Source organism: Pseudomonas sp. NY15372 (assembly GCF_048068215.1).
Taxonomy (GTDB): Bacteria; Pseudomonadota; Gammaproteobacteria; order Pseudomonadales; family Pseudomonadaceae; genus Aquipseudomonas; species Aquipseudomonas guariconensis_A.
On the sequence record NZ_JBLUPY010000004.1, the window covers coordinates 25,527 to 50,184 of the forward strand.

The 24,658-nt window shown below is 65.2% G+C and carries 19 protein-coding genes and 3 pseudogenes; 13 read left to right on the top strand and 9 right to left on the bottom strand.

Annotated features, from left to right (window positions below; translation table 11 throughout):
- Window positions 1-18: 18 nt before the first annotated feature.
- Both pta and ACNFG0_RS04625 read right to left on the bottom strand, forming a co-directional pair.
- On the bottom strand, window positions 19-2,109 hold the full coding sequence (gene pta / locus ACNFG0_RS04620) for a phosphate acetyltransferase (RefSeq protein ID WP_416764098.1): 2,091 nt from the start codon (window positions 2,107-2,109) through the stop codon (window positions 19-21).
- 31 nt (window positions 2,110-2,140) lie between these two features.
- Window positions 2,141-2,443, bottom strand: coding sequence for a DUF3565 domain-containing protein (locus ACNFG0_RS04625; protein WP_196143705.1), 303 nt, complete (start codon window positions 2,441-2,443; stop codon window positions 2,141-2,143).
- Between ACNFG0_RS04625 and ACNFG0_RS04630 the strand changes: the two genes are divergently transcribed.
- A complete protein-coding gene (locus ACNFG0_RS04630) occupies window positions 2,442-2,927 on the top strand; it encodes an FKBP-type peptidyl-prolyl cis-trans isomerase (RefSeq protein WP_084858548.1) in 486 nt (161 codons plus the stop codon). The genes ACNFG0_RS04625 and ACNFG0_RS04630 overlap by 2 nt on opposite strands.
- 145 nt (window positions 2,928-3,072) lie before the next feature.
- Window positions 3,073-3,555 carry a glutathione peroxidase gene (locus tag ACNFG0_RS04635; protein ID WP_196154590.1) on the top strand — a complete coding sequence of 161 codons (483 nt, stop codon included), beginning with the start codon at window positions 3,073-3,075 and terminating at the stop codon, window positions 3,553-3,555.
- Window positions 3,556-3,765: 210 nt separating this feature from the next.
- Here ACNFG0_RS04635 and ACNFG0_RS04640 read toward each other — a convergent pair whose 3' ends face one another.
- Window positions 3,766-4,965, bottom strand: a complete 1,200-nt coding sequence (locus tag ACNFG0_RS04640) for a glycosyltransferase family 4 protein (protein ID WP_416764099.1) — start codon at window positions 4,963-4,965, stop codon at window positions 3,766-3,768.
- A 267-nt stretch (window positions 4,966-5,232) separates the two neighbouring features.
- On the opposite strand from ACNFG0_RS04640, the pseudogene ACNFG0_RS04645 reads away from it, so the two are divergent.
- Window positions 5,233-5,865 (top strand): annotated as a pseudogene (locus tag ACNFG0_RS04645) (PAS domain-containing protein); the annotation flags it as partial.
- A 234-nt stretch (window positions 5,866-6,099) separates the two neighbouring features.
- Window positions 6,100-6,459 (top strand): annotated as a pseudogene (locus ACNFG0_RS04650) (methyl-accepting chemotaxis protein); the annotation flags it as partial.
- Window positions 6,460-6,519: 60 nt separating this feature from the next.
- On the opposite strand, the gene ACNFG0_RS04655 reads toward ACNFG0_RS04650, so the two are convergent.
- A complete protein-coding gene (locus ACNFG0_RS04655) occupies window positions 6,520-7,062 on the bottom strand; it encodes a hypothetical protein (RefSeq protein WP_416764100.1) in 543 nt (180 codons plus the stop codon).
- A gap of 82 nt (window positions 7,063-7,144) precedes the next feature.
- On the bottom strand, window positions 7,145-7,894 hold the full coding sequence (cysZ, locus tag ACNFG0_RS04660; RefSeq protein ID WP_416764101.1) for a sulfate transporter CysZ: 750 nt from the start codon (window positions 7,892-7,894) through the stop codon (window positions 7,145-7,147).
- A gap of 311 nt (window positions 7,895-8,205) precedes the next feature.
- Between cysZ and trxB the strand changes: the two genes are divergently transcribed.
- Entirely contained in the window at window positions 8,206-9,168 is a 963-nt protein-coding gene (gene trxB, locus ACNFG0_RS04665; protein ID WP_196154585.1) for a thioredoxin-disulfide reductase, read from the top strand.
- A gap of 510 nt (window positions 9,169-9,678) precedes the next feature.
- Here the strand turns inward: trxB and nadC are convergent.
- Entirely contained in the window at window positions 9,679-10,527 is an 849-nt protein-coding gene (gene nadC, locus ACNFG0_RS04670; RefSeq protein WP_196143698.1) for a carboxylating nicotinate-nucleotide diphosphorylase, read from the bottom strand.
- A gap of 244 nt (window positions 10,528-10,771) precedes the next feature.
- Between nadC and ACNFG0_RS04675 the strand changes: the two genes are divergently transcribed.
- From ACNFG0_RS04675 to ACNFG0_RS04695, 5 genes and pseudogenes are all read left to right on the top strand, one after another.
- Window positions 10,772-12,925 (top strand): DUF1631 domain-containing protein, encoded by a 2,154-nt coding sequence (locus tag ACNFG0_RS04675; protein ID WP_416764102.1) that lies wholly within the window; start codon window positions 10,772-10,774, stop codon window positions 12,923-12,925.
- A 75-nt stretch (window positions 12,926-13,000) separates the two neighbouring features.
- Window positions 13,001-13,567: a 1,6-anhydro-N-acetylmuramyl-L-alanine amidase AmpD gene (gene ampD / locus ACNFG0_RS04680; RefSeq protein WP_416764104.1), complete on the top strand. Its 567-nt coding sequence runs from the start codon at window positions 13,001-13,003 to the stop codon at window positions 13,565-13,567.
- Entirely contained in the window at window positions 13,564-14,394 is an 831-nt protein-coding gene (gene ampE, locus ACNFG0_RS04685) for a regulatory signaling modulator protein AmpE (protein ID WP_416764105.1), read from the top strand. The genes ampD and ampE overlap by 4 nt, the downstream gene beginning before the upstream one ends.
- A 1,113-nt stretch (window positions 14,395-15,507) precedes the next feature.
- Window positions 15,508-15,714 (top strand): annotated as a pseudogene (locus tag ACNFG0_RS04690) (HAMP domain-containing protein); the annotation flags it as partial.
- Window positions 15,715-15,864: 150 nt separating this feature from the next.
- Window positions 15,865-16,569 carry a methyl-accepting chemotaxis protein gene (locus ACNFG0_RS04695; protein WP_416764205.1) on the top strand — a complete coding sequence of 235 codons (705 nt, stop codon included), beginning with the start codon at window positions 15,865-15,867 and terminating at the stop codon, window positions 16,567-16,569.
- 112 nt (window positions 16,570-16,681) lie between these two features.
- Here the strand turns inward: ACNFG0_RS04695 and ACNFG0_RS04700 are convergent, their stop codons facing one another.
- The gene (locus ACNFG0_RS04700; protein ID WP_416764107.1) at window positions 16,682-17,458 is read right to left on the bottom strand and encodes a TatD family hydrolase; all 777 of its coding nucleotides are present in this window, start codon (window positions 17,456-17,458) and stop codon (window positions 16,682-16,684) included.
- A gap of 2 nt (window positions 17,459-17,460) precedes the next feature.
- Window positions 17,461-18,456: a catabolite repressor/activator gene (gene cra, locus ACNFG0_RS04705; RefSeq protein ID WP_196143692.1), complete on the bottom strand. Its 996-nt coding sequence runs from the start codon at window positions 18,454-18,456 to the stop codon at window positions 17,461-17,463.
- A 284-nt stretch (window positions 18,457-18,740) separates the two neighbouring features.
- Here cra and ptsP point away from each other — a divergent pair, with 284 nt between their 5' ends.
- Genes ptsP through ACNFG0_RS04720 form a run of 3 tightly spaced genes read left to right on the top strand, consistent with a single transcriptional unit; the run spans window position 18,741 to window position 24,274 of the window.
- Window positions 18,741-21,593 (top strand): phosphoenolpyruvate--protein phosphotransferase, encoded by a 2,853-nt coding sequence (ptsP, locus tag ACNFG0_RS04710; protein WP_416764109.1) that lies wholly within the window; start codon window positions 18,741-18,743, stop codon window positions 21,591-21,593.
- Window positions 21,594-22,541, top strand: a complete 948-nt coding sequence (gene pfkB, locus ACNFG0_RS04715; RefSeq protein WP_416764110.1) for a 1-phosphofructokinase — start codon at window positions 21,594-21,596, stop codon at window positions 22,539-22,541. It abuts the gene before it with no gap.
- Window positions 22,538-24,274, top strand: a complete 1,737-nt coding sequence (locus ACNFG0_RS04720; protein WP_416764112.1) for a PTS fructose-like transporter subunit IIB — start codon at window positions 22,538-22,540, stop codon at window positions 24,272-24,274. Before pfkB ends, ACNFG0_RS04720 begins: the two co-directional genes overlap by 4 nt.
- A 113-nt stretch (window positions 24,275-24,387) precedes the next feature.
- On the opposite strand, the gene ACNFG0_RS04725 is transcribed toward ACNFG0_RS04720, so the two are convergent.
- Complete coding sequence (locus ACNFG0_RS04725) at window positions 24,388-24,615, bottom strand: DUF3820 family protein (RefSeq protein WP_196154577.1); 228 nt, start codon at window positions 24,613-24,615, stop codon at window positions 24,388-24,390.
- Between the last annotated feature and the right edge of the window lie 43 nt (window positions 24,616-24,658).

Here is a 24,658-nt window from a genome sequence, read left to right on the forward strand (position 1 = left end):
TAGCGGCCCCTTTGCATTTCAGCGCACGGTGCTGGCCTGAATCGCGGTCAAGGCGATGGTATGCACGATATCGTCCACCTGCGCGCCCCGCGGCAAGTCGTTCACCGGCTTGCGCAACCCCTGCAGCATCGGCCCCAGGCTTACGCAATCGGCACTGCGCTGCACCGCCTTGTGGGTGGTATTGCCGGTGTTCAGGTCCGGGAATACGAACACGGTGGCGCGGCCCGCGACCGGGCTTGCCGGTGCCAGTTGGCGAGCGATCTCGGGGTTGGCCGCCGCGTCATACTGCAACGGGCCGTCGATCAGCAGGTCATGTTCGGCCTGCTGCGCCAGGCGTGTGGCTTCGCGCACCTTCTCCACTTCCTCGTCGCTGGCCGCCGAGTCGCTTGAATAGCTGAGCATCGCCACCCGTGGTGAGATACCGAAGGCCTGGGCCGACTCGGCGCTCTGCCGCGCGATTTCGGCCAGCTCCGCGGCGCTGGGGTGGGGGTTCATCACGCAGTCGCCATATACCAGCACTTGCTCGGGGAACAGCATGAAGAACACCGAGGACACCAGGCTGCTGCCCGGTGCGGTCTTGATCAGCTGCAAGGCCGGGCGAATGGTGTTGGCAGTGGAGTGCACCAGGCCCGAGACCAGGCCGTCGACTTCATCCAGGGCCAGCATCATGGTGCCGACCACCACCGGGTCTTCCAGTTGCTGTTCGGCCATCGGCGCGTTGAGGTTGCGGCTGCGGCGCAGCTCCACCATGGGCTCGACGTAGCGCCCGCGGATCAGCTCGGGATCGAGCACTTCCAGGTCAGGCGGCAGGGTGATGCCCTGGGCGCGGGCAACCGCCTCGACCTCCTCGGGCTTGGCCAGCAGCACGCAACGGGCGATGCCGCGGGCTTGGCAGATGGCTGCCGCCTGCACCAGCAGCGGCTCGGCGCCCTCGGGCAGAACGATACGCTTGTTCGCCTGCTGGGCGCGCTGGATCAGCTGGTAGCGGAATACCGCCGGCGACAGGCGCAGCTCGCGCGGCGTGCCGCAGCGCTGATGCAGCCAGGCCGCGTCGAGGTGGCTGGCGACGAAGTCGGTGATGAACTCGGCGCGCTCGCGGTCGTCCACCGGGATTTCCCGGTTGAGCGAATTGAGGCGGTTGGCGGTGTCGTACGAGCCGGTACCCACCGAAAGGATCGGCAGCCCGGCCTGCAGGGCGCCCCGGCACAGTTCCAGGATGCGCGGGTCGGGCTTGCTGTCACTGGTCAGTAGCAGGCCGGCCAACGGCACGCCATTGATTGCCGCCAGGCTCACGGCGAGGATGATGTCGTCGCGATCGCCCGGGGTCACCACCAGGGTGCCGGGCTTGAGCAGTGGCACGGTGTTGGCCACGGTGCGGGCACAGATGATGATGGTGTTCATGCGCCGTTGCTCGTAGTCCCCGGCATTGAGCACCTGGGCACCGAGCAGCTCTGCCACGTCGCGGGTGCGCGGGGCGTTGAGCTCGGGCTGGTAGGGGATGCAACCCAGCAGGCGGAAGTCGTCGCCGCGCAGCAGCGGCGAGTGCTCGCGCAGACGGGCGGCGAAGTCGGTCATGCTTTCGTCGGTGCGTACCTTGTTGAGCACCACGCCGAGCACCTTCGGGTCGCGCGGGCCGCCGAACAGCTGGGCCTGCAGCTCGACACGGCCGGAGAGTTCGCTGAGCACTTCGTTTTCCGGCGCCGACACCAGGATCACCTCGGCATCCAGGCTCTTGGCCAGGTGCAGGTTGACCCGCGCGGCATAGCTGGCGTGGCGGGTCGGCACCATGCCCTCGACCACCACCACGTCGTTGCCGATGCAGGCCTGCTGGTACAGGCGGATGATCTCCTCGAGCAACTCGTCCAGTTGACCATCGCCGAGCATGCGCTCGACCTGGGCCAGGCTCAGGGGCGTCGGCGGGCGGATACCATGGGTGCGCGCCACCAGTTCGCTGGAGCGCTCGGGGCCGGTATCGCCGGGGTGGTGCTGGGCGATCGGCTTGAAGAAGCCGACCTTCAGCCCGCCGCGCTCCAGGGTGCGCACCAGGCCAAGGCTGATGGAGGTCAGGCCGACACCGAAGTCGGTCGGCGCGATGAAAAATGTTTGCATGCGTGCTTCTCGAAATAAGCGGTGCAAGGGTTCAGCCGCCAAGGGTAGCGCTATCGGGCCCCTGGGCGCACCAGCCGCAGGCAAATACCTGGCCGATGCGGCGCTGGCGCTCGGCCGGGTCGAGCACCCAGGGCCGCGCTTGCCACGGTGGCTGGTGGCGCAGGTGCTGCGTATGGCCGCACGACAGCTCGACCACCCAGTGGCCTTCTTCATCCTGGTGGAAGCCGGTGATCCGACTGACGGATTTGTCATTCTCCGACACGCGTTCGCAATCGGGCGATGCGTTGGTTACACTTGATCGCTCTACATTCTTTTGCAAAAGGTCTTGCCCCATGCTGATCGCCGCCAACAAGGCTGTCTCCATCGACTATACCCTGACCAACGACGCCGGGGAGGTCATCGACAGTTCCGCCGGTGGTGCGCCGCTGGTGTACCTGCACGGTGCCGCCAACATCATTCCGGGCCTGGAAAAAGCCCTGGAAGGCAAGCAGGCCGGTGACGAGCTGAACGTTGCCATCGAACCTGAAGAAGCCTACGGCGAATACCTGGCCGAGCTGGTCAGCACCCTGAACCGCAGCCTGTTCGAAGGCGTCGACCAGCTGGAAGTCGGCATGCAGTTCCACGCTTCGGCGCCGGATGGCCAGATGCAGATCGTCACCATCCGCGACATCGACGGCGACGACATCACCGTCGACGGCAACCACCCGCTGGCCGGCCAGCGCCTGAACTTCAAGGTCAAGGTAGTCAACGTGCGTGACGCCAGCGATGAAGAAATCGCTCACCGTCATATCCACGGTGAAGGTGGCCATCACCACTGATTTTCTGCGCTAAGCTCAGAGAGTCGCCAGGCGCTCGGGCAAGCCGTTTTGCCTTCCTTGGGGAAGGATGACGGTTTGGCCGCGCGCCTTTTTAGTGGGCGCGATTCGCCCCTGCGACCATCGGGAACCTGAGAGGGGAGTCATCATGAGTGCATTTCACGACCTGACGTTGAAGGCGCTGAACGGCGAGGAACTGCCCCTCGCACCGTTCAAGGGCCAGGTGGTGTTGGTGGTCAATGTCGCCTCCAAGTGTGGCCTGACGCCGCAATACAAGGCCCTGGAGAACCTGTACCAGGACTACAAGGACAAAGGCTTCAGTGTCCTGGGTTTGCCATGCAACCAGTTTGCCGGGCAAGAGCCGGGTAGCGAAAAGGAGATCCAGGCGTTCTGCAGCCTCAACTACGGGGTGAGCTTCCCGTTGGGCGCCAAGCTCGAGGTCAACGGGCCGCAGCGCCATTCCCTGTACCGCCTGCTGGCGGGTGAGGGGGCTGAATTCCCCGGGGATATCACCTGGAACTTCGAGAAATTCCTGGTGGGCAAGGATGGCCGCGTATTGGCCCGTTTCGCTCCACGTACCACGCCGGACGATCCGGCGGTGGTCCAGGCGATCGAGAAGGCGCTGGGCTGAGTTTTCAGCGTTTTGGGCCTGGGGCTGCTTTGCAGCCCTTTCGCGGCGCAAGGCCGCTCCTACAGGTATCGCGATGCCTTTTAGCGGTGCGCAGCGAACAAGCGGCTAGCGCCGCCCCCCTGTGGGAGACTCTATGGTTGTGGGCAAGCCGGCTCCCACTGGTGCAGCGCCAACCACACCCTGTGGGAGCCGGCTTGCCGGCGATGGGGTTTAGCTGCGCGGCGCCGATGATTCCAGGCCCGCGGTCACCGTTCGGTTGCCCTCAGGCTGTCGGCAGGCATTGGCCAGGTACCCCTCGAACTGCTCGACGATCGCCGGCCAGCCCTGACGGCTGGCGTGCTGCCGTGCATTCAGGCGTACTCTGCGTAGGGTCTCGTCTTCCTCCAACAACCAGCACGCCGCATCGATGAAACCCGCCTGGTCACCTGGCATCGCCAGGCCGCCACTGTGGCCGTGGCGGATATGCTGGGCGGCGGCCGCCTCGTCGTAGGCGACCACGGCCAAGCCCGAGGCCAAGGCTTCGAGAACCACATTGCCGAACGTCTCGGTCAGGCTCGGAAACAGGAACAGGTCGCCACTGGCATAGTGCTCTGCCAGCGCTTGGCCCCGTTGCGCACCGCAGAACACGGCATCGGGGAGCGTCTGTTCGAGGCGCTCGCGTTGTGGCCCATCGCCAACGATCACCAGGCGCATGCGCCGCTGTGGGTAAGCCTTGTGCAGTGCGTCCATGCAAGGCTGCAGCAGCCCAAGGTTCTTCTCTGCGGCCAGGCGGCCGACATGGATCACGGCGATATCGTCCGGCCCCAGGCCCCACGCCTGGCGCAATGCCTGGCTGCGCCGGGCCGGGTTGAACAGGCAGGCATCGACCCCCCGTGCCATCAACCCCAGGCGTTCGAAGCCCCGGCGTTCGAGCTCCAGGCGCTGGCTGGCGCTGGGCACCAGGGTGACCGCGGTGCGCCGGTGGAACCATCGCAGGTAATGGGTGAGCAGGCGGGTCAGCAGGCCCAGGCCATATTGCCCCGAGTACTGTGGGAAGTTGGTATGGAAGCCGCTGACCACGGCGATGCCCAAGTGCCGCGCGGCGCGCAGCGCGCTCAAGCCCAGCGGGCCTTCGGTGGCGATGTAGAGCACATTCGGGCGCTGTCGACGCCAACGTCGTACCAACGCGCGCTTGGTTATTTCACCCCATTGCAAACCCGGGTAGCCAGGCAACGGCCAACCGCGGCAGAGCAACAGGTCGTCGGTGTCGTGGCTGGCGTTGTCGCTGGCCTGGCGAGGGCGTACCAGTTCCACGTGGTGCCCGCGTTGGCGCAGGCCATCGCTGAGGCGACCAAGGGTATTGGCCACGCCGTTGATCTCGGGTGGGAAGGTTTCGGTGACGAGGGTGATGCGCAGGGGCGGTATGTTCATGTCAAAAGTGTCCGCCTGGGCCGTTGCGTTCATGTGACAGGTTGGTGACTGGCCAATGACGCCGTGTGCTTCAGGTTTTGTCCGTGTGAACATTTCCCTGCGGGCCACTCAAGAATCCGGTGGGGCCAGCCGATGCAGAAGTATCCAAACGGTCGGGGTGCGCTCCCGGGAGCGGTCATGTTCAATAGCAAACTCAAGAAAGAAATCCAGCAACTGCGCGAGGACCTGATGTCCATCGAGCAGGTCAAGGAAAGCCTCGACAGCGAGATGCTGGTTCTGCAGCTTGGCCCCGACGGTCGTATCGAGTCGGTCAATAGCAACTTCGAACAGGAGATGCTCTACCGGGCCGAGCAATTGATCGGGCGCAATATCGAGGACATCGTCCCGGCCCATGTGAAGGAGCTGGACTTCTATCACCGCATGAAAAGCGCCATCACCCGTGGCGAACACCTCAACGGCGCCTTCCGCTTGCTGCGCGGCAATGGCCAGGAAGCCTGGCTGCGTTCGATCCTGCAGCCGGTCAAGAGCAGCGACGGGCGAATCCGCTATTTCAGTCTGCATTCGAGCGACCTCACGCGCACCATCGAGACCTCTCGCGAGCACGAAAGCCTGATCAAAGCGTTGATGCGCTCAACCGCGCTGATCGAGTTCAACCTGCAAGGCGAGGTGCTGACCGCCAATGACCGTTTCCTGCAGGCCATGGGGTATTCCCTGGAGCAGGTGCGCGGCAAGCATCACCGTATTTTCTGTGAACCTGAAGAAGCGAATTCGCCAGCCTACCAGGCCTTCTGGGACAAGCTGCGCCGTGGCGAATTCGTCGCCGACCGGTTCAAGCGCATCGATGCCCATGGCCGGGTGGTGTGGCTGGAGGCGTCCTACAACCCGATCATCGATGCCCATGACGTGCTCTACAAAGTGGTCAAGTTCGCGACCGTGATCACCGACCAGGTCAACCAGGAACTGGCCGTGGCCGAGGCTGCGGATATCGCCTACAACACCTCGCTGGGCACTGATGCCAGCGCGCGCAAGGCCACGGAGGTGGTGACCCAGACCGTCGATGTGATGCGTGGTCTGGAGCGCTCGATGCAGGACGCGGCCCAGGGAATCCAGGCGCTGGACACACAGTCCCGGGTGATCGGCTCGATCATCAAGACCATCAGCGATATCGCCGGGCAAACTAACCTGCTGGCGCTCAACGCGGCCATCGAAGCGGCACGGGCAGGCGAGCAGGGGCGAGGGTTCGCGGTGGTGGCCGATGAAGTGCGCCAGCTGGCCTCGCGCACCAGTACCGCCACCGACGAGATTGCCAAGGTGGTACTGCAGAACGAGCAACTGGCCCAGGCGGCAGTGGACATCATCGACACCAGCAAGCGCCAGGCCGAGCAAGGGCTGACGTTGGCTGCCGATACCGGTGGGGTGATCGTCGAGATCCAGGAAGGCGCGAAGAAGGTGGTGGATGCGGTGGGGCGGTTTTCCAGCCAGTTGAGCCTTTGAGCAAGCGCTGGAAAAGGCCTGCGGCGCGAACCGCGCGCAGGCCTTGGAGCATTTCAAGCATCAGGCGATGACGCCTGCCCTCATCATGAGGTTGAAGGTTTCTTGCAGGGCGGCCCAGAAGTTGCCGTCTGTATCGGTAACCACCTCGCCTGTATGAGCATCTTCATACTCAACCACATCTGGCTTTTGCAGGGTTCCGGTAATGAGTGCCCATGTCAGGAAGGTGACGGCATGGGACCGTTCGGAAAAATCGTCCTTGGCGTGGATGATCCAGTCCCCGAACGGGTCCAAGCCATGCGCTGGCAGTACGTCCCGAAGCAGGAACTCAGCACGCGCCTGTACTTTTTCAAATGCTTCATTTTCGGCATTGGTGAGGTCGGGTCCCTCTTTGCCTACCCCGCGTCGTTGACCCAACGGGCCCAGGGGGTCAATTGGGCCTTCAGGTTGCTCTATGGTCTCGAACACACGGGTTTGCTCAGGTTCAGCAAATGTTTCCGGTGCTTCCAGTTCAGGCTCGGCGAGCGCTTCAAGCGCTGCATCAACAGGATCTACGTCAGTCGTTTGCTGGTTAGGGATGGCTTCCTTCAGCTTTTCGTCAATCATCTGGTCATCCTCCAAAGATGAAATACCACAAGGTGTGGGCGATGATTGAGCCACTGACCGGAAGCGTACCTGGTGTAAATATCTATCGCTGGGACGTTCTACCGAGCCCTTCTTCACGCACCCAGAACAACGTGGCCCCGGCCACCGCCGCCGGCATCATCAGCACGTTCACCAGCGGGATCATCAACGCCAGGTAGGTAATGCCGCCAAAGCCCAGGCTCTGCCAGCGTTTCTGGCGCAGCCAGGCGAGCATGTCCTGCCAGCTCATCTTGTTGTTGTCCGCCGGGTAGTCGATGTACTGGATGGCCATCATCCATACCCCGAAGATGAGCCACAGCGGAGCGGCCACGACGTTGACCACCGGGATCAACGAGAGAATGAACAGGCCGATGGCCCGCGGCAGGAAGTAGCCCAGCTTGCGCATCTCGCGGCCAAGGGTACGTGGCACCATGGCGATCAACTCAGCCCAGCTGAAGGCGGGGAAGGTGTCCTCGCCGCGCACCACCACCTCGACCTTTTCCGCGAGGAAGCCATTGAACGGCGCGGCGATGATGTTGGCCACCAGGGTGAAGGTGAAGAACACCATCAGCACCACCAAGGCGACGAACAGTGGCCAGAGGATGTAGGTGAGAAAGCTCAGCCAGCTCGGCAGGGTGGGCATCAAGGCATCGACCCACAGGCTGAACTGGTGCCCGGCAAAGTAGATCAGGCCGCCGAACAACAGCAAATTGACCGCCAGCGGCAGCAGGACGAACAGCCGCAGGTTCGGGCTCATGACCAGTTTCAGCCCTTCGCGCAGGTACTGGGGGCCAGAGAGGACAGGGGCTTGCATCGAGACGCTCCGGATCAAAGGGAAAACGCGCTGACCTTACCCGAGTTTGCCGGCGCGACGAAAGGCGCCATGTCCCGGAGCAATGGCCTGTAACAAAAGCGAGTGAAGATTTTCTATCGGTTTTCGCCTTGGATAGAAGCACTCTATAAGGTGGATTGTCGAAGGATATTTCCTTAATCTCTGCGACCTCGCTACAGTGCGCTCAACTTTTGGTTTCGGATCTACGCGTTGTAGCCTTCCCCAAGTGCTGCGTGGGTCCCTTTTAATTCCACACCGATGCCGGCCCGCGGCCGCCTCGACAGGAGTTCGACATGTCTGAAGTACGTCATTCGCGCGTCATCATTCTCGGTTCCGGCCCTGCCGGTTACAGCGCTGCGGTCTACGCCGCCCGCGCCAACCTCAAGCCGCTGCTGATCACCGGCATGCAGGCGGGTGGCCAGCTGACCACCACCACCGAAGTCGACAACTGGCCGGGCGACCCCCACGGCCTGACCGGCCCTGCGCTGATGCAACGCATGCAGGAGCACGCCGAGCGCTTCGAGACCGAAATCGTCTTCGACCACATCAATGCCGTCGACCTGGCCAACAAGCCGTTCACCCTCAAGGGCGATAGCGGCACCTACACCTGCGACGCCCTGATCATCGCCACCGGCGCCAGCGCCCGCTACCTGGGCCTGCCGTCGGAAGAGGCGTTCATGGGCAAGGGTGTTTCGGCCTGCGCCACCTGCGACGGTTTCTTCTACCGCAACAAGCCGGTCGCCGTGGTGGGCGGTGGCAACACGGCCGTGGAAGAGGCACTGTACCTGGCCAACATCGCCAGCAAGGTGACCCTGGTACACCGTCGCGACACCTTCCGCGCCGAGAAGATCCTGGTCGACAAGCTGCACGCCCGTGTGGCCGAAGGCAAGATCGAGCTCAAGCTCAACGCCACCCTGGACGAAGTGCTGGGTGACGACATGGGTGTAACCGGTGCCCGCCTGAAGAACAACGATGGCAGCAGCGACGAAATCAAGGTCGACGGCGTATTCATCGCCATTGGCCACACCCCGAACACCTCGCTGTTCGAAGGCCAGCTGACCCTCAAGGACGGCTACCTGGTGGTCAACGGCGGCCGTGAAGGCAACGCCACCGCCACCAACGTCGAAGGCGTATTCGCCGCAGGCGACGTGGCTGACCATGTCTATCGCCAGGCGATCACCTCCGCCGGTGCCGGCTGCATGGCTGCACTGGACGTCGAGCGTTACCTGGACGGGCTGGCCAACGCATCGTTCTAACGATCGTTGATGTTTTGAACCCGACCCTGGGCACCCAGGGTCGGGTTTTTTATGCCTGTTCAATAAACAGCCGATGGATCACTAAGCACTATTTTACATTGAGGTAGCGCTCTTGATCGTTGGTGTAGGAAGGGGGGCGGCGTGACCTTGGCTATGACCGTGTTACTTACACCGCTCGATGTCTTGGCAACGATATGGAGGGTGCCGTCGCCTCGTACGTGGGTGTCTTGCGTCATAGTATTTCTCCTTTGATAGCCGGAATAACGCCGGTCCATCAATGGTATGGATGCTCTATGACGTCGGGTACGATCATATCTGCTAGGTAAGTTGCAAGTGGCCAGATTCTTTAATGGGGTAGGAATCTTTTATATGAGGTCAGGTAGCAGGCTTGCCTGCTGTCGAAGGAAGATGGGCTGCGCAATAATCAGGATGTATGTCGGTCATTCAGGCAATCGGGGCGCTTTGCACCCCGTTGCAGTCCCGACGGTACGGGCTTGTTGCAGGATCGATTTACAGGCTAAGACGCATGGATAAATCCACCGCCTTCACATCCTTGGTCATGGCACCAATGGAGATGTAGTCCACCCCCGTCTCGGCAATCACCCGCAGGGTGCTTTCATTGACGCCGCCACTGGCCTCCAGCTTGGCCTTTCCAGCGGTGATGCGCACGGCTTCGCGCATTTCATCGAGCGTCAGTTCGTCGAGCATGACGATGTCGGCGCCGGCCGTCAGCGCCTGGCGCAGCTCGTCCAGGCTTTCCACTTCGATTTCCACCGGCTTGCCCGGGGCGATCTTGTGCGCCGCGGCCACCGCCTCGGCCACCCCGCCACTGGCCGCGATATGGTTTTCCTTGATCAGGAAGGCGTCATACAGGCCGATGCGATGGTTGTCGCAACCGCCACAGGTCACGGCATATTTTTGCGCCAGGCGCAGGCCCGGCAGGGTCTTGCGGGTGTCGAGCAGACGCACCTGGGTGCCTTGCACCAAGTCGGCGAGAAAGCGCGCGCGGGTGGCAACGCCAGACAACATCTGCAGGAAGTTCAGCGCCGTGCGTTCGCCACTGAGCAACGAACGCGCCGGGCCTTCGAGGTGGAACAGCGCCTGGTTGGCCTTGGCCCGATCGCCGTCGGCCACCTGCCAGTGCACCGCCACTCGCGGGTCGAGCTGGCGGAACACCGCATCGACCCAGGCGGTACCGGCGATGGAGCAGTCTTCGCGGGTGATGATGGTCGCCTTGGCCAGGCGCTCGGCCGGGATCAGCTGGGCGGTGATGTCGCCGCTGCCGATATCTTCCAGCAACGCACGGCGCACGTTGGCTTCGATTTCGGCGGTCAGGTCGGCGAGGCGTAGGTTCGGCATGGTCGGCTCCACAAGCTAGGTGCCGGCGATTATAGGGCAGGGGGCCGAGGTGTACAGCGGCAACCACACCGGTGACCTTTGGTCAGGACGAGTGAGCATTTCGGCGAACCCATGGTCAGTTGGGGGCGTAAGTAGATCGCGCTAGAAGCTGTCAGATTTTTTACCGATAATGCGACCAGTATTTGGCGTCATGGTTTTGACTGGCCCAGGTCATTCGAACAGAACACCCTACAAGGAGTCCGGGATGCAGATAGAAGGCAAGGTGGTGCCGCTGGCGGCGGCCATCGATCGAGGGGCGCGTGTGCCCTTGCCTTGCCTGCCGGTCCCGCTCTTGCAGGTGCGCGACCAGGCGGCGCTGCAATTGCGCCTGGGCCTGCAGCGGCTGTTCGACAATGCCGATGACACCCTTTTCGAAATGGCTGACAAGGCCAGTGAACGGTTCGAGCAGAACCTGTACTTCGAGGCGATGCGCGACCTGCGCCTCAAGCGCAAGAGCATCGAACGCGGCTTCCTCGACCGCTTTCACGATGCGTTCGCCCGGCTCAATCAGGCCGATGAGCGGCCATCGAGCGTGGCCGATCGCCCGCGCAGCACCGCGCAACTGGAGCGCTCTGCCGCTGTCGAGGCGATGGTCGCGCGGGTATTGTCCCGGGATGGCCTGGCCCTCAAGCAACTGACGCAGCGCTTCCAGGCCCTGCTCGAGACCCCTCTGGCCCAAGGGCTCGCGCTGGAGCCTGAACGCTTGTGCGAGCTCTTCCTGCAGGCCGGGCGCGACCTGGGCGTAGGGCCAAGGGTCAAGCTGGTCTTGCTGAAATTGTTCGAGCGCTATGTGCTGCGCGACATCGACCAACTCTACGAGCAGGCCAACCAGTTGCTGGCCAGCGCTGGGGTGCTGCCTGAACTCAAGGCTGTGCCACGGCGCCGCGCCGAGGACCGTCGTCACCTGGAGCGTGCATCCAGCCGCCCGGCAGCGGCCGACGAGTTGCAGGTCGATGACGCCAGCCAGGTGTTTTTCGACGCGCTGCAGCCCTTGCTGGCACCCATGCGTGGCCGCGTTGCGCCGCGTGTCCAGCAGGTGGCCGGCGCGCAGCCGGTCAGCACCGGCGACTTGTTGCGGCTGCTTTCTCATCTGCAACATTACCTGCCCGCCACCAGCGAGGCCGACGACTTCGATCTAGGGCAGCAGCTCGAACAACTGCTGCTGCGGGTCAGCGTGCGCAGCGGCACGCGTCGCTGCATCGCCACGGCCGACGAAGACACCTTCAACCTGGTCGGCTTGCTGTTCGAATTCATCCAAGGCGATACCAACCTGCCAGCGACCGTGCGCGAGCTGATCGAGCGGCTGCACATTCCATTGCTCAAGGTGGCCTTGCTCGACAAGGCCGTATTCAGCCGTGCCAGCCACCCGGCCCGGCGCCTGCTCAACGAGATCGCGGCGGCCGCCATCGGTTGGGAGGCCGGCAGCGAGGGGCTGCGCGACAGCCTGCAACTGCGGGTCGAGCGTATTGTCCAGCGCCTGCTCAACGACTTCACCGATGACCCGCGCCTGTTCAACGAACTGCTCGAGGACTTCCTGGCTTTCAGCCAGCAAGAGCGCCGACGCAACGAACTGCTCGAGCAACGCACGCGAGATGCCGAGGAAGGGCGGGCCCGGGCCCTGCAGGCTCGTCTGCAGGTGCAACAGGAGCTGAACCTGCGCTTGCATGGCCGGGTCCTGCCGCAGGCGGTGGTGCACATGCTGGTCCAGGGTTGGAGCCAAGTCTTGCTGCTGGCCTGGCTCAAGCATGGCGTGGGTTCCCCGGCCTGGACGCAAGGGCTGGCGACCATGGACACGCTGCTGGCGAGCATCGCCCCGCACCACGAGCCCCAGGCGCGCGAGCGCTTGCTGCAGCAGGTGCCCGGGCTGCTCAAGGCCCTGCGCGAGGGCCTGGCGAGCGTGGTCATGGACGCGGTTACCACCCGCGAATTCTTCCAGCAGCTGGAGCAATTGCACTTGGCTGCCTGCGTGGGTGCGCCGAGCAGCGCCTGTGCCGTGGAGCACAGGCTAGTGGCCGAGGAAATCATTCTTGCGGTGGCCGACGAGTCCGCGTGCGGCCCCTTGCTGCAGCCGGACATGCAAGGGCCGGAACTGGCCCAGGTGCAGCGACTGCGGGTCGGTGCGTGGGTCGAGGTGATAGATGACGACGAGTTGCTGCGCTGCAAGCTGGTGGCCAGGATCGACAGCCATGACCGCTTCGTCTTCGCCAACCGCACCGGTATGAAGGTGCGCGAGTGGAACCGTGCGGGGCTGGTCCAGGCCCTGCGCCGCGGCGAGCTGCGCCTGCTGGACGACGGGCTGCTGTTCGAGCGGGCACTGGAAGCCGTGCTCGGACGCTTGCGCTCTCAGGCGGCTCGCTGAACAATCATTTACATGCAAGCGCATCGGGTGCGGGGCATACTGGCTACCTTCCCGACGATTTTCAGGAACTGCTCCATGCAATTGGATCGTGCGACAGGCTGGTTCTGCGGCGTTACTCACTGCCCTTCGCCCAACTTCAATGCGCGCCCCGATGGCGAAGCCATTTCCCTGCTGGTCATCCACAACATCAGCCTGCCGCCGGCCTGCTTCGGTACCGGCAAGGTGCAGCAGTTCTTCCAGAACCAGCTAGACCCAAACGAGCACCCCTATTTCCAGGACATTTGCCACCTCACCGTATCGGCGCACCTATTCGTCGAGCGTGATGGTGCGGTGACCCAGTTCGTGTCTCTGCTCGACCGGGCCTGGCATGCGGGTGTCTCGAGCTTCGAGGGGCGTGAGGGTTGCAACGATTTTTCCATCGGCATCGAGCTTGAAGGCACCGACGAGCTGCCCTACACCGATGCCCAGTACGCCGCCCTGGAGCAGCTGACTCGCGAAATTCGTCGCGCCTGGCCGGTGATCGGCCCGCAGCGCATCTGTGGCCACAGCGACATCGCCCCGGTACGCAAGACCGACCCGGGCCCGGCCTTCGACTGGTGCCGCTATCGCGCGGCGCTGCAGTGCAATGAGGACAATGCATGAGTTTCCTGGTGTTGGTGCTGGTGCTCTGGGTCGAGAAATTCTCCGCCCTGCGCCAGCGGCTGCAACGTGATGGTTTCTTCTTGGGCGAGCTGGTGCGCCTGGAGCGCAGCGGCAAGGTACACCCCTGGTGGACCCTGGCCATCCTGGTGCTGGCGCCGGTGGCATTGCTGGTCTTGCTGCTGCACGTACTGGAGCCGGTGGCCTACGGGTTGCTGGCGTTGCCGGTGCACCTGCTGGTGCTGATCTACAGCCTTGGGCGGGGTGATGCCAAGGCGGCCCTGGGGCCGTTCCGCGATGCCTGGCGCCGGGGCGATGACCAGGCCGCGTTGCACGTGGCCGAGCGAGACCTGGGGTTGGCCGCCGACGATGCGCAAAGCTTGTTGATCCGGGTGCAGGGCCATTTGCTGTGGCAGGCGTACCAGAGCTTTTTCGCGGTGATCTTCTGGTATTTCCTGCTGGGGCCGGGTGCGGCCCTGGCCTATCGCCTGCTGGCTCTGTGCGCGGGCAACAGCCGGCAACCGGCGCTCAAGGAACGGGCCGAGCAACTGCGTCATGCCATGGACTGGGTGCCGGTGCGGGTGCTGGCGTTGAGCTTCGCCCTGGTCGGTAACTTCGTCGCGGTGGTGCGGGTCATGTTGCACGAGTTGCTCAACTGGCACATCAGTGCCGGGCACCTGGTGGCGCGGGTCGGGCGGGTGGCCGACACGGTGCCCGAGGAAGAAGACAACCAGCGCGGGCTGGGGCGGTTGGACAGCCTCTGGGAGCTACTGCTGCGTTGTGCGGTGCTGTGGTACGCGTTTTTTGCGCTGTGGACCGTGTTGGTCTGACTGGGCGTGCGGGGTTAGGGGCTGCTTTGCAGCCCTTTCGAGGCACAAGGCCGCGCCTACAGAAAATTACAAACCTTGGATTCGTTCTGCGCTATACAGGTCGCCTGGCCGTTAATGGCCTTGTGCTACCTCAAAGAATAAAAAGAATCCAAGGAGATGCGCATGCAGCGTTTGCTCTATCCGGCCATCGCCCTGATGGACCGGCTGAGCTTCGGCTTGAAGTTCAGCCTGATCAGCGCCCTGTTCTTCGTGCCGATGCTGGTCACCAGCTTCTACCTGGTGCGCGGCGTCTATGAGCAATTCCATACCACTCGCGTCGAGCTCCAGGGCCTGGCCCCTCTGACGGGCGCCCTGGCCTTGCGCGGGGAGCTGGAAACCCTGGGCAACCTCTTGCAGGTCAACGTCATGCTCGGTCAATCGGGGCAGGCCGGCGACCTGGAGCAACGCATCGGCCAGAGCCAGGAGCAGGTCGCAGCGAAGCTGCAGGCCCTGCAGTTCGACGACCCGCAACTGCGGGCCCGGCGCGACGAGGTGGGCGAACTGCTCGATCGGGCCCGCAACGAGTCCTCCCTGCAAAGCAAGGCGGCCCTGGTGGACAAACTGCTGGTGCAGGCTCAGGTGCTGGTCAAGCAGGTGGCCAGCCACGTGGGCCTGGACCAGGACAGCCAGGCGTCGGTGCGCCATTTCAGCGAGGTGCTGGGTACGGCCACGGGCCAGGTGACCCAGGCGCTGGGCGAAGGGCGGGCGATGGGGGCCACGGCCCTGGGCCGTGGCTTCATCGACTCCTCCGGCAGCGCCCGTTTCGAAGATTTGCTGCAACGCCTGGAGCGGCTGGCCGCCGACTACGGCATTCGACTGGACGAAGCCTTGGCCGCCGACCCGTTGGCCAAGGCCGGCCTGGCCGAGCTGGCCCAGGCCAGCCAGGCGACCATCAAGCAGGCGGCCGGCCTGTTCGAAGACCAAGTGGTGATGGCCGAGACCCTGGAGGCGCCCTGGGCAGGGTTCTACCAGCAGGTCAGCGGCCTGATGGCGCAGACCTACCGGCTCAACGACGCCATTCTCGCCCACTTGCAGGTGCAGTTGCAGGCGCGCCTGGAGGAGCACCGGTTGCGCATGGTCGCCCTGGTCGCTGCGCTGGCCGTGGTGTTCGCCCTGATCATCTACCTTGCCGGAGCCTTTTACGTCTCCATTCGCGAGACGTTGGGCAACCTCGGCTCGGCCATGGACAAGGTTGCCGCCGGAGACATGACCGTCAGTTTCCGCGCCCGCAGCCAGGACGAGCTGGGTGAACTGGGCCAGGGGTTCAACCAGACCGTACAACGCATCCGCGAGCTGATCGGCCAGGTCAGCCGCACGGTCGGCCTGGTCGAGGAGCAGGCCGATCAGGTGTTGGCGGTGTCGGTGCGCAGCAACCAGGCCATCGGCGGCCAGCGCGAGCAGATCGAGCAGGTGGCTGCGGCCATGAACCAGATGAGTGCCACGTCCCAGGAAGTCGCACGCAGCGCGGCCCTGGCCGCCGAAGGCGCGCAACAGGTCAACCGCGAAAGCGCCACGGGCCGAGGCCTGGTGGAAAGCCAGCAGGGCAGCATCGCCCGCCTGGCCGGCGAGATCGACCAGACGGTGGCTGCGGTCAACCAGCTGGCCGGCGACAGCCAGGCCATCGGCCGGGTGCTGGAAGTGATCCGCAGCATTGCCGAGCAGACCAACCTGCTGGCCCTGAACGCTGCCATCGAGGCCGCCCGGGCCGGCGAGCAGGGCAGGGGGTTCGCCGTGGTCGCCGACGAGGTGCGGACCCTGGCCAGGCGCACCCAGGACTCCACCGAAGAGATCGCCCAGATGATCCAGCGCCTGCAGGAAGGAGTGGGCGCGGCAGTCAGGGCGATGGGCAGCAGTCACCAGATGGCAGCTGGTACGGTGGGCGAGGCGCGCCAAGTGCAGCAGGCGCTAGGCAACATTCTCGGGGCGGTGGGTGGCATCGTCGAGCAGAACCAGCAGATCGCCGCCGCTGTCGAGCAGCAGACCGCGGTGGCCCACGACATCGACCAGAACATCGTGGCGATCAACCGCGCCGCCCAGGACACGACCCAAGGGGCCAACCAAGCCGAGGATGCCAGCCGGAGCCTGTCGACCCAGGTGCTGGAGCTCAAGCGGCTGATCGGGGCGTTTCGTATCTAGGCAGTGGACGGCCCGATCGCGGGGCCAGCCCGCTCTCTCATAGAGCAGCGCATAACAATTTGATTTTGCAGGACCTTTGTGGGAACGGGCTCGTCCCGCGATTGGGCCGGTGCTACCAGCCAAATACCTCACAGGCATTGCGGCTGCTGACGTGCGCCAACCGTTCGGCCTCGATGCCCATCACCTCGGCCAGTGCGCCGGCGATCTGCGGCAGGTGCTCCGGGCTGTTGCGCACGCCGGGGAACATCGCCGGCGCCATGTCCGGCGCATCGGTCTCCAGCACCACGCTTTCCAGCGGCAACCGCGGTAAGGTCTTGCGCAGGCGCAGTGCCTGGGGCCAGGTGGCGGCACCGCCCAGGCCCAGCTTGAAGCCCAGCCTGATGTACTCGCGGGCCTCCTCGTAGCTGCCGGCGAAGGCATGGATGATCCCGGCGCGGGCGGGTCGGTAGCGCTTGAGGGTGGCGATCACCTGAGCGTGGCTGCGGCGTACATGCAGCAGGGCGGGCAGGGCGAAGTCGCAGGCCAGTTGCAACTGCGCTTCGAACAGCGCTTGCTGACGGCCCTTGTCCAGTTCTGGCAGGTAGAAGTCCAGGCCGAACTCGCCCACCGCACACAGGCGCGGGTCGCCGTGCAGGCGCTCTAGCCAGTCGCGCAGCTGGGCCAGGTGCTCGGGGCGGTGCTGGTCGAGGTACACCGGGTGCAGCCCGAGCGCGGCATGCAGGTTGGGCGTGCTGCAAGCCAAGTCCCACACACGTTGCCAGTTGCCTTCGTACACAGCCAGCACCACCATGCGCTCTACGCCGAGGGCCTGCGCGTTGGCCAGCAGGCGCTGGCGGTCGGCATCGAAGTCGGGAAAGTCCAGGTGGGTATGGGTGTCGATCAGGCGCATGGTCAGCCTGCGCTGATGCGTTGCTTGAAGGTACGTGCCACGGCATGCACACCGGGCTCGTAGCGTTTGTCCTCGATGGCGGCCAGGGCGAGCTCCAAGGCGGTGGCGGCGATCAGTCCGTGCTGCTGGGCCATGGCGTTGACCGGCAGCGGCAGGAAGTCCAGCAGCTGGTTGTCACCGAAGGTACCCAGCTGCAGTTGGCGCGAATCGGCCGGGCGTGCCTGCAGGGTGTCGAACACGCCTTGCAGCAGCACGTAGGACGTGGTGACCAGGGCATCGGGCAGGCCGCCGAAGTCCTCGATCAATTGCAGCATTAGGCGTTGGCCGCATTCACGGCTGAAGGCCTCGCCCTGGTAGCGGCGTACCTGGCCACTAAACGGTTGCAGCGCTTCGTCGAAACCGCCAGCGCGGGCCTGGCTGACCGACAGCTCCGGGCGGGCGCCAATCAGGGCGATGGTGCGAGGGTGGGTGTCCAGCAGGCTCTGGGCCAGTTGGCGGCTGGCATCGCGGTCGTCGCTGATCACCGAGCAGAAGTGCGCTGGGTCCATGCGCCGGTCGATGGCGATCACCGGCAGGCCCTTGTCCTGCAATTCGCGGTAGCTGTCGTCGTCCGGCGGCAGGCAGCTGGCGACGAACAACGCATCGCAGCGGCGCGCGCGGAACAATTGCTGCAACTGCCGTTCGCTGTCCGGCTGGTCATCGCTGCTGGCGATCAGCAACTGGTAGCCACGGGCGCGGGCGCCCTGCTCGAGCTGCTTGGCAATGCGGGCATAGCTGGGGTTTTCCAGATCCGGGAGAATGAAGCCCAGGGTCCGGGTGTGCCGGCTGCGCAGGCCGGCAGCCTGCGGGTTGGGTGTGAAGCCGTGGGCTTCGACCACCGCGCGCACGCGCTCGACCGTGCTGTTGCTGATGCGCTGCTGTTCGGCCTTGCCATTGATGACGTAGCTGGCGGTGGTCACGGACACACCGGCCAGACGGGCGATATCGCTGAGTTTCACCGAATTTTCCTTGTTATTACCGGGGCTGCTGCGGACTTGACCGGGTACTGTGACTCAAGGGCCAGGCCGTGCGCAGGCGACCATTGTCGCAATTGTCCGACAGGATGGGGCTTTTTCGTCGCAAGATTATCGAGTAACGTGGCCTCCTGGTCAGGTTAAACGATTCAGCAGGTGATTTACCTGCCGCGGCTTGCCACCCGCGCAAGGTCGTTGCACTGGCCCTTTTCGTGAATTTCACAACAATACCTCAGTACCCGACCCCGGGGCTGCAAAAGGAGAAGGTCATGCTGGAGCTCGCTCAGGAGCAGATCGCCATGGGCCAGGTGGCCGCCGACAAGGCCCAGGCGCTGCGTCTGCTGGCCGATCGGCTGGTCGCTGATGGACTGGTCGCCGAAGGTTACCTGCAAGGGCTCGAGGCTCGCGAGGCGCAAGGCTCGACCTTCCTCGGCCAGGGTATCGCCATTCCCCACGGCACCCCGCAGACCCGTGACCAGGTGTTCGCCACCGGCGTGCGCCTGCTGCAGTTTCCCGAGGGGGTCGAATGGGGCGATGGCCAGGTCGTCTACCTGGCCATCGGCATCGCGGCCCGCTCCGACGAACACCTGCGCCTGTTGCAATTGCTGACCCGTGCCCTGGGCGAGACCGACCTGGCCGAGGCCTTGCGCCGCGCCAGTTCCGCCGAGGCCCTGCTCAAGCTGCTGCAAGGCGCGCCCCAGGCGCTGGCGCTCGATGCGCAGCTGGTGGGCCTGAACCTGGCGGCTGAAGATTTCGATGAACTGGCCTGGCGTGGCGCACGCCTGTTGCAGCGCGCCGGGTGCGTCGAGGCAGGCTTTGCCAGCGTGCTGCAGCAGGCCGAGCCGCTGCCCTTGGGCGAAGGCCTGTGGTGGCTGCACAGCGAACGCCAGGTGCGCCAGCCGGGTCTGGCTTTCGTCACGCCGCAGCAGCCGCTGCGCTATCGCGACCAGCCGCTCAATGGCCTGTTCTGCCTGGCCAGCCTGGGCGTTGCCCACCAGGCGTTGCTCGAGCGCCTGTGCGAGGTGCTGATCGAAGGCCGTGGGCAGATGCTCTACCAGGCCACCAACAGCCGCGACGTGCTCGAGGTGCTGGGCGGTGAGGCGCCGAGCGATTGGCCCTGTGCGCGCATCGTCCTGGCCAACCCCCACGGCTTGCATGCCCGCCCGGCCAAGGTGCTGGCGCAACTGGCCAAGGGCTTCGAGGGCGAGATCCGTGTGCGCCTGCTCGACAGCGGCCAGCCGGCGGTATCGGTCAAGAGCCTGAGCAAGCTGCTGAGCCTCGGTGCCCGGCGTGGCCAGACGCTTGAACTGATCGCCGAACCGAACATCGCGAGCGATGCGTTGCCGGTGTTGCTTGCCGCCATCGAACAAGGCTTGGGCGAAGACGTGGAGCCGCTGCCCGAGCAGGTGGTGCTGGCTACGCCCGTTGCTGTCGAAGTGTTGCAGGCACCTGCCGCCGGCAGCCTGGTCCAGGGTATCGGTGCCGCGCCGGGCATCGCCAGTGGCCCGGCCCATGTCCATGTCGAGCGTGAGATCGATTACCCCCTGCGCGGCGAGTCGCCCGCCCAGGAGCGTCAGAAGCTGCGCCAGGCCCTGGAGACGGTGAACGCCGAACTGCAAGCCTTGGTGCAACGCAGCGACAAGGCTATCGGCGAGATTTTCGTCACCCACCAGGAAATGCTCGCCGACCCGGGCCTGGGCGATGAGGTCGAGCAGCGGCTGGCGCAGGGTGAAAGCGCCGCAGCCGCCTGGATGACCGTCATCGACAGCGCCGCGCGCCAGCAGGAGGCGCTGCACGACGCGCTGCTGGCCGAGCGTGCCGCCGACCTGCGCGACATCGGCCGGCGCGTGCTGGCGCAATTGTGCGGGGTCCAGGCAGTAGCGGAACCCCAGCAGCCTTATGTGCTGGTAATGGCCGAGGTCGGTCCATCCGACGTGGCTCGCCTGGACCCGGCGCGCGTCGCCGGCATCGTCACCGCACAGGGTGGTGCCACCGCCCACAGCGCCATCGTCGCCCGTGCTCTGGGCATCCCGGCGGTGGTTGGTGCAGGGGCTGCGATCCTGCTGCTAGAGCCCGGTACGCCGTTGCTGCTCGATGGCCAGCGTGGCCGGGTCAGCGTGGCGCCGCCTGCCGACGAACTGCAACGTGCCCTGGCCGAACGCGACCTGCGCGAGCAACGCCTGCAGGCCGCCTGGGCCAAGCGCCACGAACCCGCGGTGAGCCGCGATGGCCGCGCCATGGAGGTGTGCGCGAACATCGGCCAGAGCACCGGCATCGAGAAGGTGGTGGAGCAGGGCGCCGAAGGCGTAGGCCTGCTGCGTACCGAACTGATCTTCATGGCCCACCCCCAGGCACCGGATGTGGCCACCCAGGAAGCCGAATACCGCCGCGTGCTCGATGGCCTGGCCGGGCGCCCGCTGGTGGTGCGTACTCTCGATGTGGGCGGCGACAAGCCCTTGCCCTACTGGCCGATCGCCGCCGAGGAAAACCCCTTCCTCGGCGTGCGTGGCGTGCGCCTGACCCTGCAGCGCCCACAGGTGATGGAAGACCAGCTGCGCGCCTTGTTGCGCGCCGCGGATGATCGCCCGTTGCGTATCATGTTCCCGATGGTCGGCCAAGTGCACGAATGGCGCGAGGCCAAGGCCATGGTCGATCGCCTGCGCGAGGAAATCCCGGTCGCCGACCTGCAGGTCGGCATCATGGTCGAGGTGCCATCGGCTGCCTTGCTGGCACCACAGCTGGCCCGTGAGGTGGACTTCTTCAGTATCGGCACCAACGATCTGACTCAATACACCCTCGCCATCGACCGTGGCCACCCAAGCCTCTCGGCACAGGCCGACGGCCTCCACCCGGCCGTGCTGCAACTGATCGACATGACCGTGCGCGCCGCCCATGCCCAGGGCAAGTGGGTAGGCGTGTGCGGTGAGCTGGCGGCCGACCCGCAGGCGGTCGCGGTGCTGCTCGGCCTGGACGTGGATGAGCTTAGCGTCGCCGCCCGCAGCATCGCCGAAGTCAAGGCACTGGTTCGCCAGGCCGATCACCAGACGGCCCGCGCCCTGGCGCGCGAGGCCCTGCAACAGGACAGCGCCGCTGCGGTACGGGCGCTGGTGGAGCGTTACTGAATGGCCAAGATCCTCACCCTCACCCTCAACCCGGCGCTGGACATCACCGTCAGCCTGCAGGCCCTGCACCCGGGGCAGGTCAACCGTAGCCAGGCCCAGCACAGCCATGCCGCCGGCAAAGGCCTGAACGTGGCGCAGGTGCTGGCTGACCTGGGCCATCGCGTGACCGTGGGTGGTTTTCTCGGCCGCGACAACCTGGCGCCGTTCGAAGAACTCATCGCCTGGCGCGGTTTTGTCGACTGTTTTGTGCGGGTGCCTGGCGAGACCCGCAACAACATCAAGCTGGTCGAGGCCGATGGCCGCGTCACCGACATCAACGGCCAGGGGCCTGAGGTCGACGAGGCCGCCCAGCTCGCCCTGATGCGGCGCCTTGAACAGGTGGCGGCAGAGCACGATGCGGTGGTGGTGGCCGGCAGCCTGCCAAGAGGCGTCGATGCGCAGTGGTTCCAGGCCCTGTTACAGATGCTCAAGGGGCTAGGCCTGAAGGTTGCCCTGGACACCAGCGGCGAAGCATTGCGCGTAGGCCTCCAGGCCCAGCCTTGGCTGGTCAAGCCCAACACCGAGGAATTGGGCGAGGCGCTCGGTGCCGCCATGCACAGCCCGGCCGACCAGCGTGCGGCTGCCCAGCGCCTGTTGGCGTCGGGCATCGAGCATGTGGTGGTGTCCCAGGGCGAGCAGGGCGTCAGCTGGTTCGCCCAGGACCTGGCCTTGCACGGGCAACCGCCCAAGGTGCGGGTGGCCAGCACGGTCGGTGCTGGCGATTCGCTGGTCGCCGGCATGGTCCATGGGCTGCTGCAGGGTGAGCCGGCCGGGCAGACACTGCGCCGCGCCACGGCCATCGCCGCGCAGGCGGTGAGCCAGGTCGGCTTCGGTATTCGCGATCGGGAACAGCTGGCGCGCCTGGAAAGCGCCGTGCAACTGACAGAACAACAAGAGGGTTGCCGATGAACATCGCCATCATCACCGCCTGCCCCAACGGCCAGGTGTCCAGCGTGCTGAGCGCGCGCCTGCTGTCGGCGGCGGCCCAGCAACGGGGCTGGAGCACCAGCGTGGAGGTGCAGGATGCCGAGCATCCCGAGCGCTGCCTGAGCCCGGCGCAGATCGCCGAGGCCGACTGGGTGCTGGTGGTCAGTACCGGTGCTGTGGACCTTGCCCGCTTCGTCGGCAAGCGCGTCTACCAGAGCACGCCTGCCCAGGCCTTGGCAGACCGTGGCAGCTTCCTCGACGAGGCCGCAGCCAAAGCCCAGGTGCTGCGGCCGGTGGACGCCGAGCAGGCGCTGCCGGCTGCTGCCGTGCCCAGGCTCGTCGCGGTCACGGCTTGTCCCACGGGGGTGGCTCATACATTCATGGCAGCCGAGGCGTTGCAGCAGGCGGCCAAGGAGCTGGGCTACCAGCTCACCGTGGAAACCCAGGGCTCGGTGGGGGCGCGTAATCCTCTGCCCGCCGAGGCCATCGCCGAGGCCGACGTGGTGCTGCTGGCCGCCGACATCGAGGTGCCGACCGCGCGCTTCGCCGGCAAGCGCATCTACCGCTGCGGCACCGGCATCGCCCTCAAGCAGGCCCGCGCCACCCTCGACAAGGCCTTGGCCCAGGGCAAGGTGGAGGCGACGGGCGAGACGTCCGGCGAGGCCGTGAAAAAGGGCGAGAAGACCGGCGTCTACAAACACTTGCTCACCGGCGTCTCGTTCATGTTGCCTATGGTGGTGGCCGGTGGCCTGCTGATCGCCTTGTCGTTCGTCTTCGGCATCGAGGCCTACAAGGAGCCCGGCACCTTGCCGGCGGCGTTGATGCAGATCGGCGGCGAGGCGGCTTTCAATCTGATGGTGCCGTTGCTTGCCGGCTATATCGCCTGGTCCATCGCCGACCGGCCCGGGCTTGCCCCCGGCATGATCGGCGGCCTGCTGGCCAGTACCCTTGGTGCGGGCTTCATCGGCGGCATCGTCGCAGGGTTCCTGGCGGGTTACAGCGCCAAGGCCATCAGCCGCTGGGCGCGCCTGCCGAGCAGCCTCGACGCGCTCAAGCCGATTCTGATCATTCCATTGCTCGCCAGCCTGTTCACGGGCCTGGTGATGATCTATGTGGTCGGCCAACCTGTGGCGGCGATGCTCGAAGGCCTGACGCACTTTCTCGACAGCATGGGCACGACCAACGCCGTCCTGCTTGGGCTGCTGTTGGGCGGGATGATGTGTGTCGACCTGGGCGGGCCGATCAACAAGGCGGCTTATGCGTTTTCGGTGGGGTTGCTGGCATCGTCGAGCTACGCGCCGATGGCGGCGACCATGGCTGCCGGCATGGTGCCGCCGATCGGCCTGGGCATGGCCAGCTTCCTGGCCCGGCGCAAGTTCGCCCAGAGCGAGCGCGAGGCGGGCAAGGCGGCGTTGGCGCTGGGGCTGTGCTTCATTTCCGAGGGCGCAATTCCCTTCGCGGCCAAGGACCCGCTGCGGGTGATCCCGGCGAGCATCGCTGGTGGCGCGCTGACCGGCGCCTTGTCGATGTACTTTGGCTGCAAGCTGATGGCGCCCCATGGCGGTTTGTTCGTGTTGCTGATTCCCAATGCGATCAACCACGCGCTGCTGTACCTGGTGGCGATCCTGGCCGGGAGCGTGCTGACGGCGGTGGTGTATGCGGTGATCAAGAAGGGTGAGCGGGTGGAGCTGGCGGTGGCGCCGGTGAAAGGCTGAGGCCCTGCTCGCGTCTATGGTCCAATCGCCGGCAAGCCGGCTCCTACAGGTTCTGCGCTGCGCTCAAGAGCAGCGGTAACCTTGTCGGAGCCAGCTTGCCGGCGATAGCTGCTTCAAGGCTGGCGCGGCTGTTTGTGCCGCAACGGCACCAGCAACTCCCCCAGCCCGTTGTGATCGATCTCGTGCATCAGGGCCAGCAACCCACCCAGCTCCCCGGCCGGGAAGCCTTTGCGAGCGAACCATGCCAGGTAGTCGCCCGGCAGGTCGGCGATCAGGCGCCCCTGGTACTTGCCGAAGGGCATGGTGCGGGTAACCAGCAGTTGCAGGGATTCGGGTTTCATTGGACGGCCTGGCAGTGCAAAGCGCCGACCATACTGCAAAGTG

Coding starts and splice junctions, on each gene's coding strand:
- pta (WP_416764098.1), bottom strand. CDS start 2,109: ATGCAAACATTTTTCATCGCGCCGACCGACTTCGGTGTCGGCCTGACC.
- ACNFG0_RS04630 (WP_084858548.1), top strand. CDS start 2,442: ATGCTGATCGCCGCCAACAAGGCTGTCTCCATCGACTATACCCTGACC.
- ACNFG0_RS04625 (WP_196143705.1), bottom strand. CDS start 2,443: ATGGGGCAAGACCTTTTGCAAAAGAATGTAGAGCGATCAAGTGTAACC.
- ACNFG0_RS04635 (WP_196154590.1), top strand. CDS start 3,073: ATGAGTGCATTTCACGACCTGACGTTGAAGGCGCTGAACGGCGAGGAA.
- ACNFG0_RS04640 (WP_416764099.1), bottom strand. CDS start 4,965: ATGAACATACCGCCCCTGCGCATCACCCTCGTCACCGAAACCTTCCCA.
- ACNFG0_RS04655 (WP_416764100.1), bottom strand. CDS start 7,062: ATGATTGACGAAAAGCTGAAGGAAGCCATCCCTAACCAGCAAACGACT.
- cysZ (WP_416764101.1), bottom strand. CDS start 7,894: ATGCAAGCCCCTGTCCTCTCTGGCCCCCAGTACCTGCGCGAAGGGCTG.
- trxB (WP_196154585.1), top strand. CDS start 8,206: ATGTCTGAAGTACGTCATTCGCGCGTCATCATTCTCGGTTCCGGCCCT.
- nadC (WP_196143698.1), bottom strand. CDS start 10,527: ATGCCGAACCTACGCCTCGCCGACCTGACCGCCGAAATCGAAGCCAAC.
- ACNFG0_RS04675 (WP_416764102.1), top strand. CDS start 10,772: ATGCAGATAGAAGGCAAGGTGGTGCCGCTGGCGGCGGCCATCGATCGA.
- ampD (WP_416764104.1), top strand. CDS start 13,001: ATGCAATTGGATCGTGCGACAGGCTGGTTCTGCGGCGTTACTCACTGC.
- ampE (WP_416764105.1), top strand. CDS start 13,564: ATGAGTTTCCTGGTGTTGGTGCTGGTGCTCTGGGTCGAGAAATTCTCC.
- ACNFG0_RS04695 (WP_416764205.1), top strand. CDS start 15,865: ATGAGTGCCACGTCCCAGGAAGTCGCACGCAGCGCGGCCCTGGCCGCC.
- ACNFG0_RS04700 (WP_416764107.1), bottom strand. CDS start 17,458: ATGCGCCTGATCGACACCCATACCCACCTGGACTTTCCCGACTTCGAT.
- ptsP (WP_416764109.1), top strand. CDS start 18,741: ATGCTGGAGCTCGCTCAGGAGCAGATCGCCATGGGCCAGGTGGCCGCC.
- pfkB (WP_416764110.1), top strand. CDS start 21,594: ATGGCCAAGATCCTCACCCTCACCCTCAACCCGGCGCTGGACATCACC.
- ACNFG0_RS04720 (WP_416764112.1), top strand. CDS start 22,538: ATGAACATCGCCATCATCACCGCCTGCCCCAACGGCCAGGTGTCCAGC.
- ACNFG0_RS04725 (WP_196154577.1), bottom strand. CDS start 24,615: ATGAAACCCGAATCCCTGCAACTGCTGGTTACCCGCACCATGCCCTTC.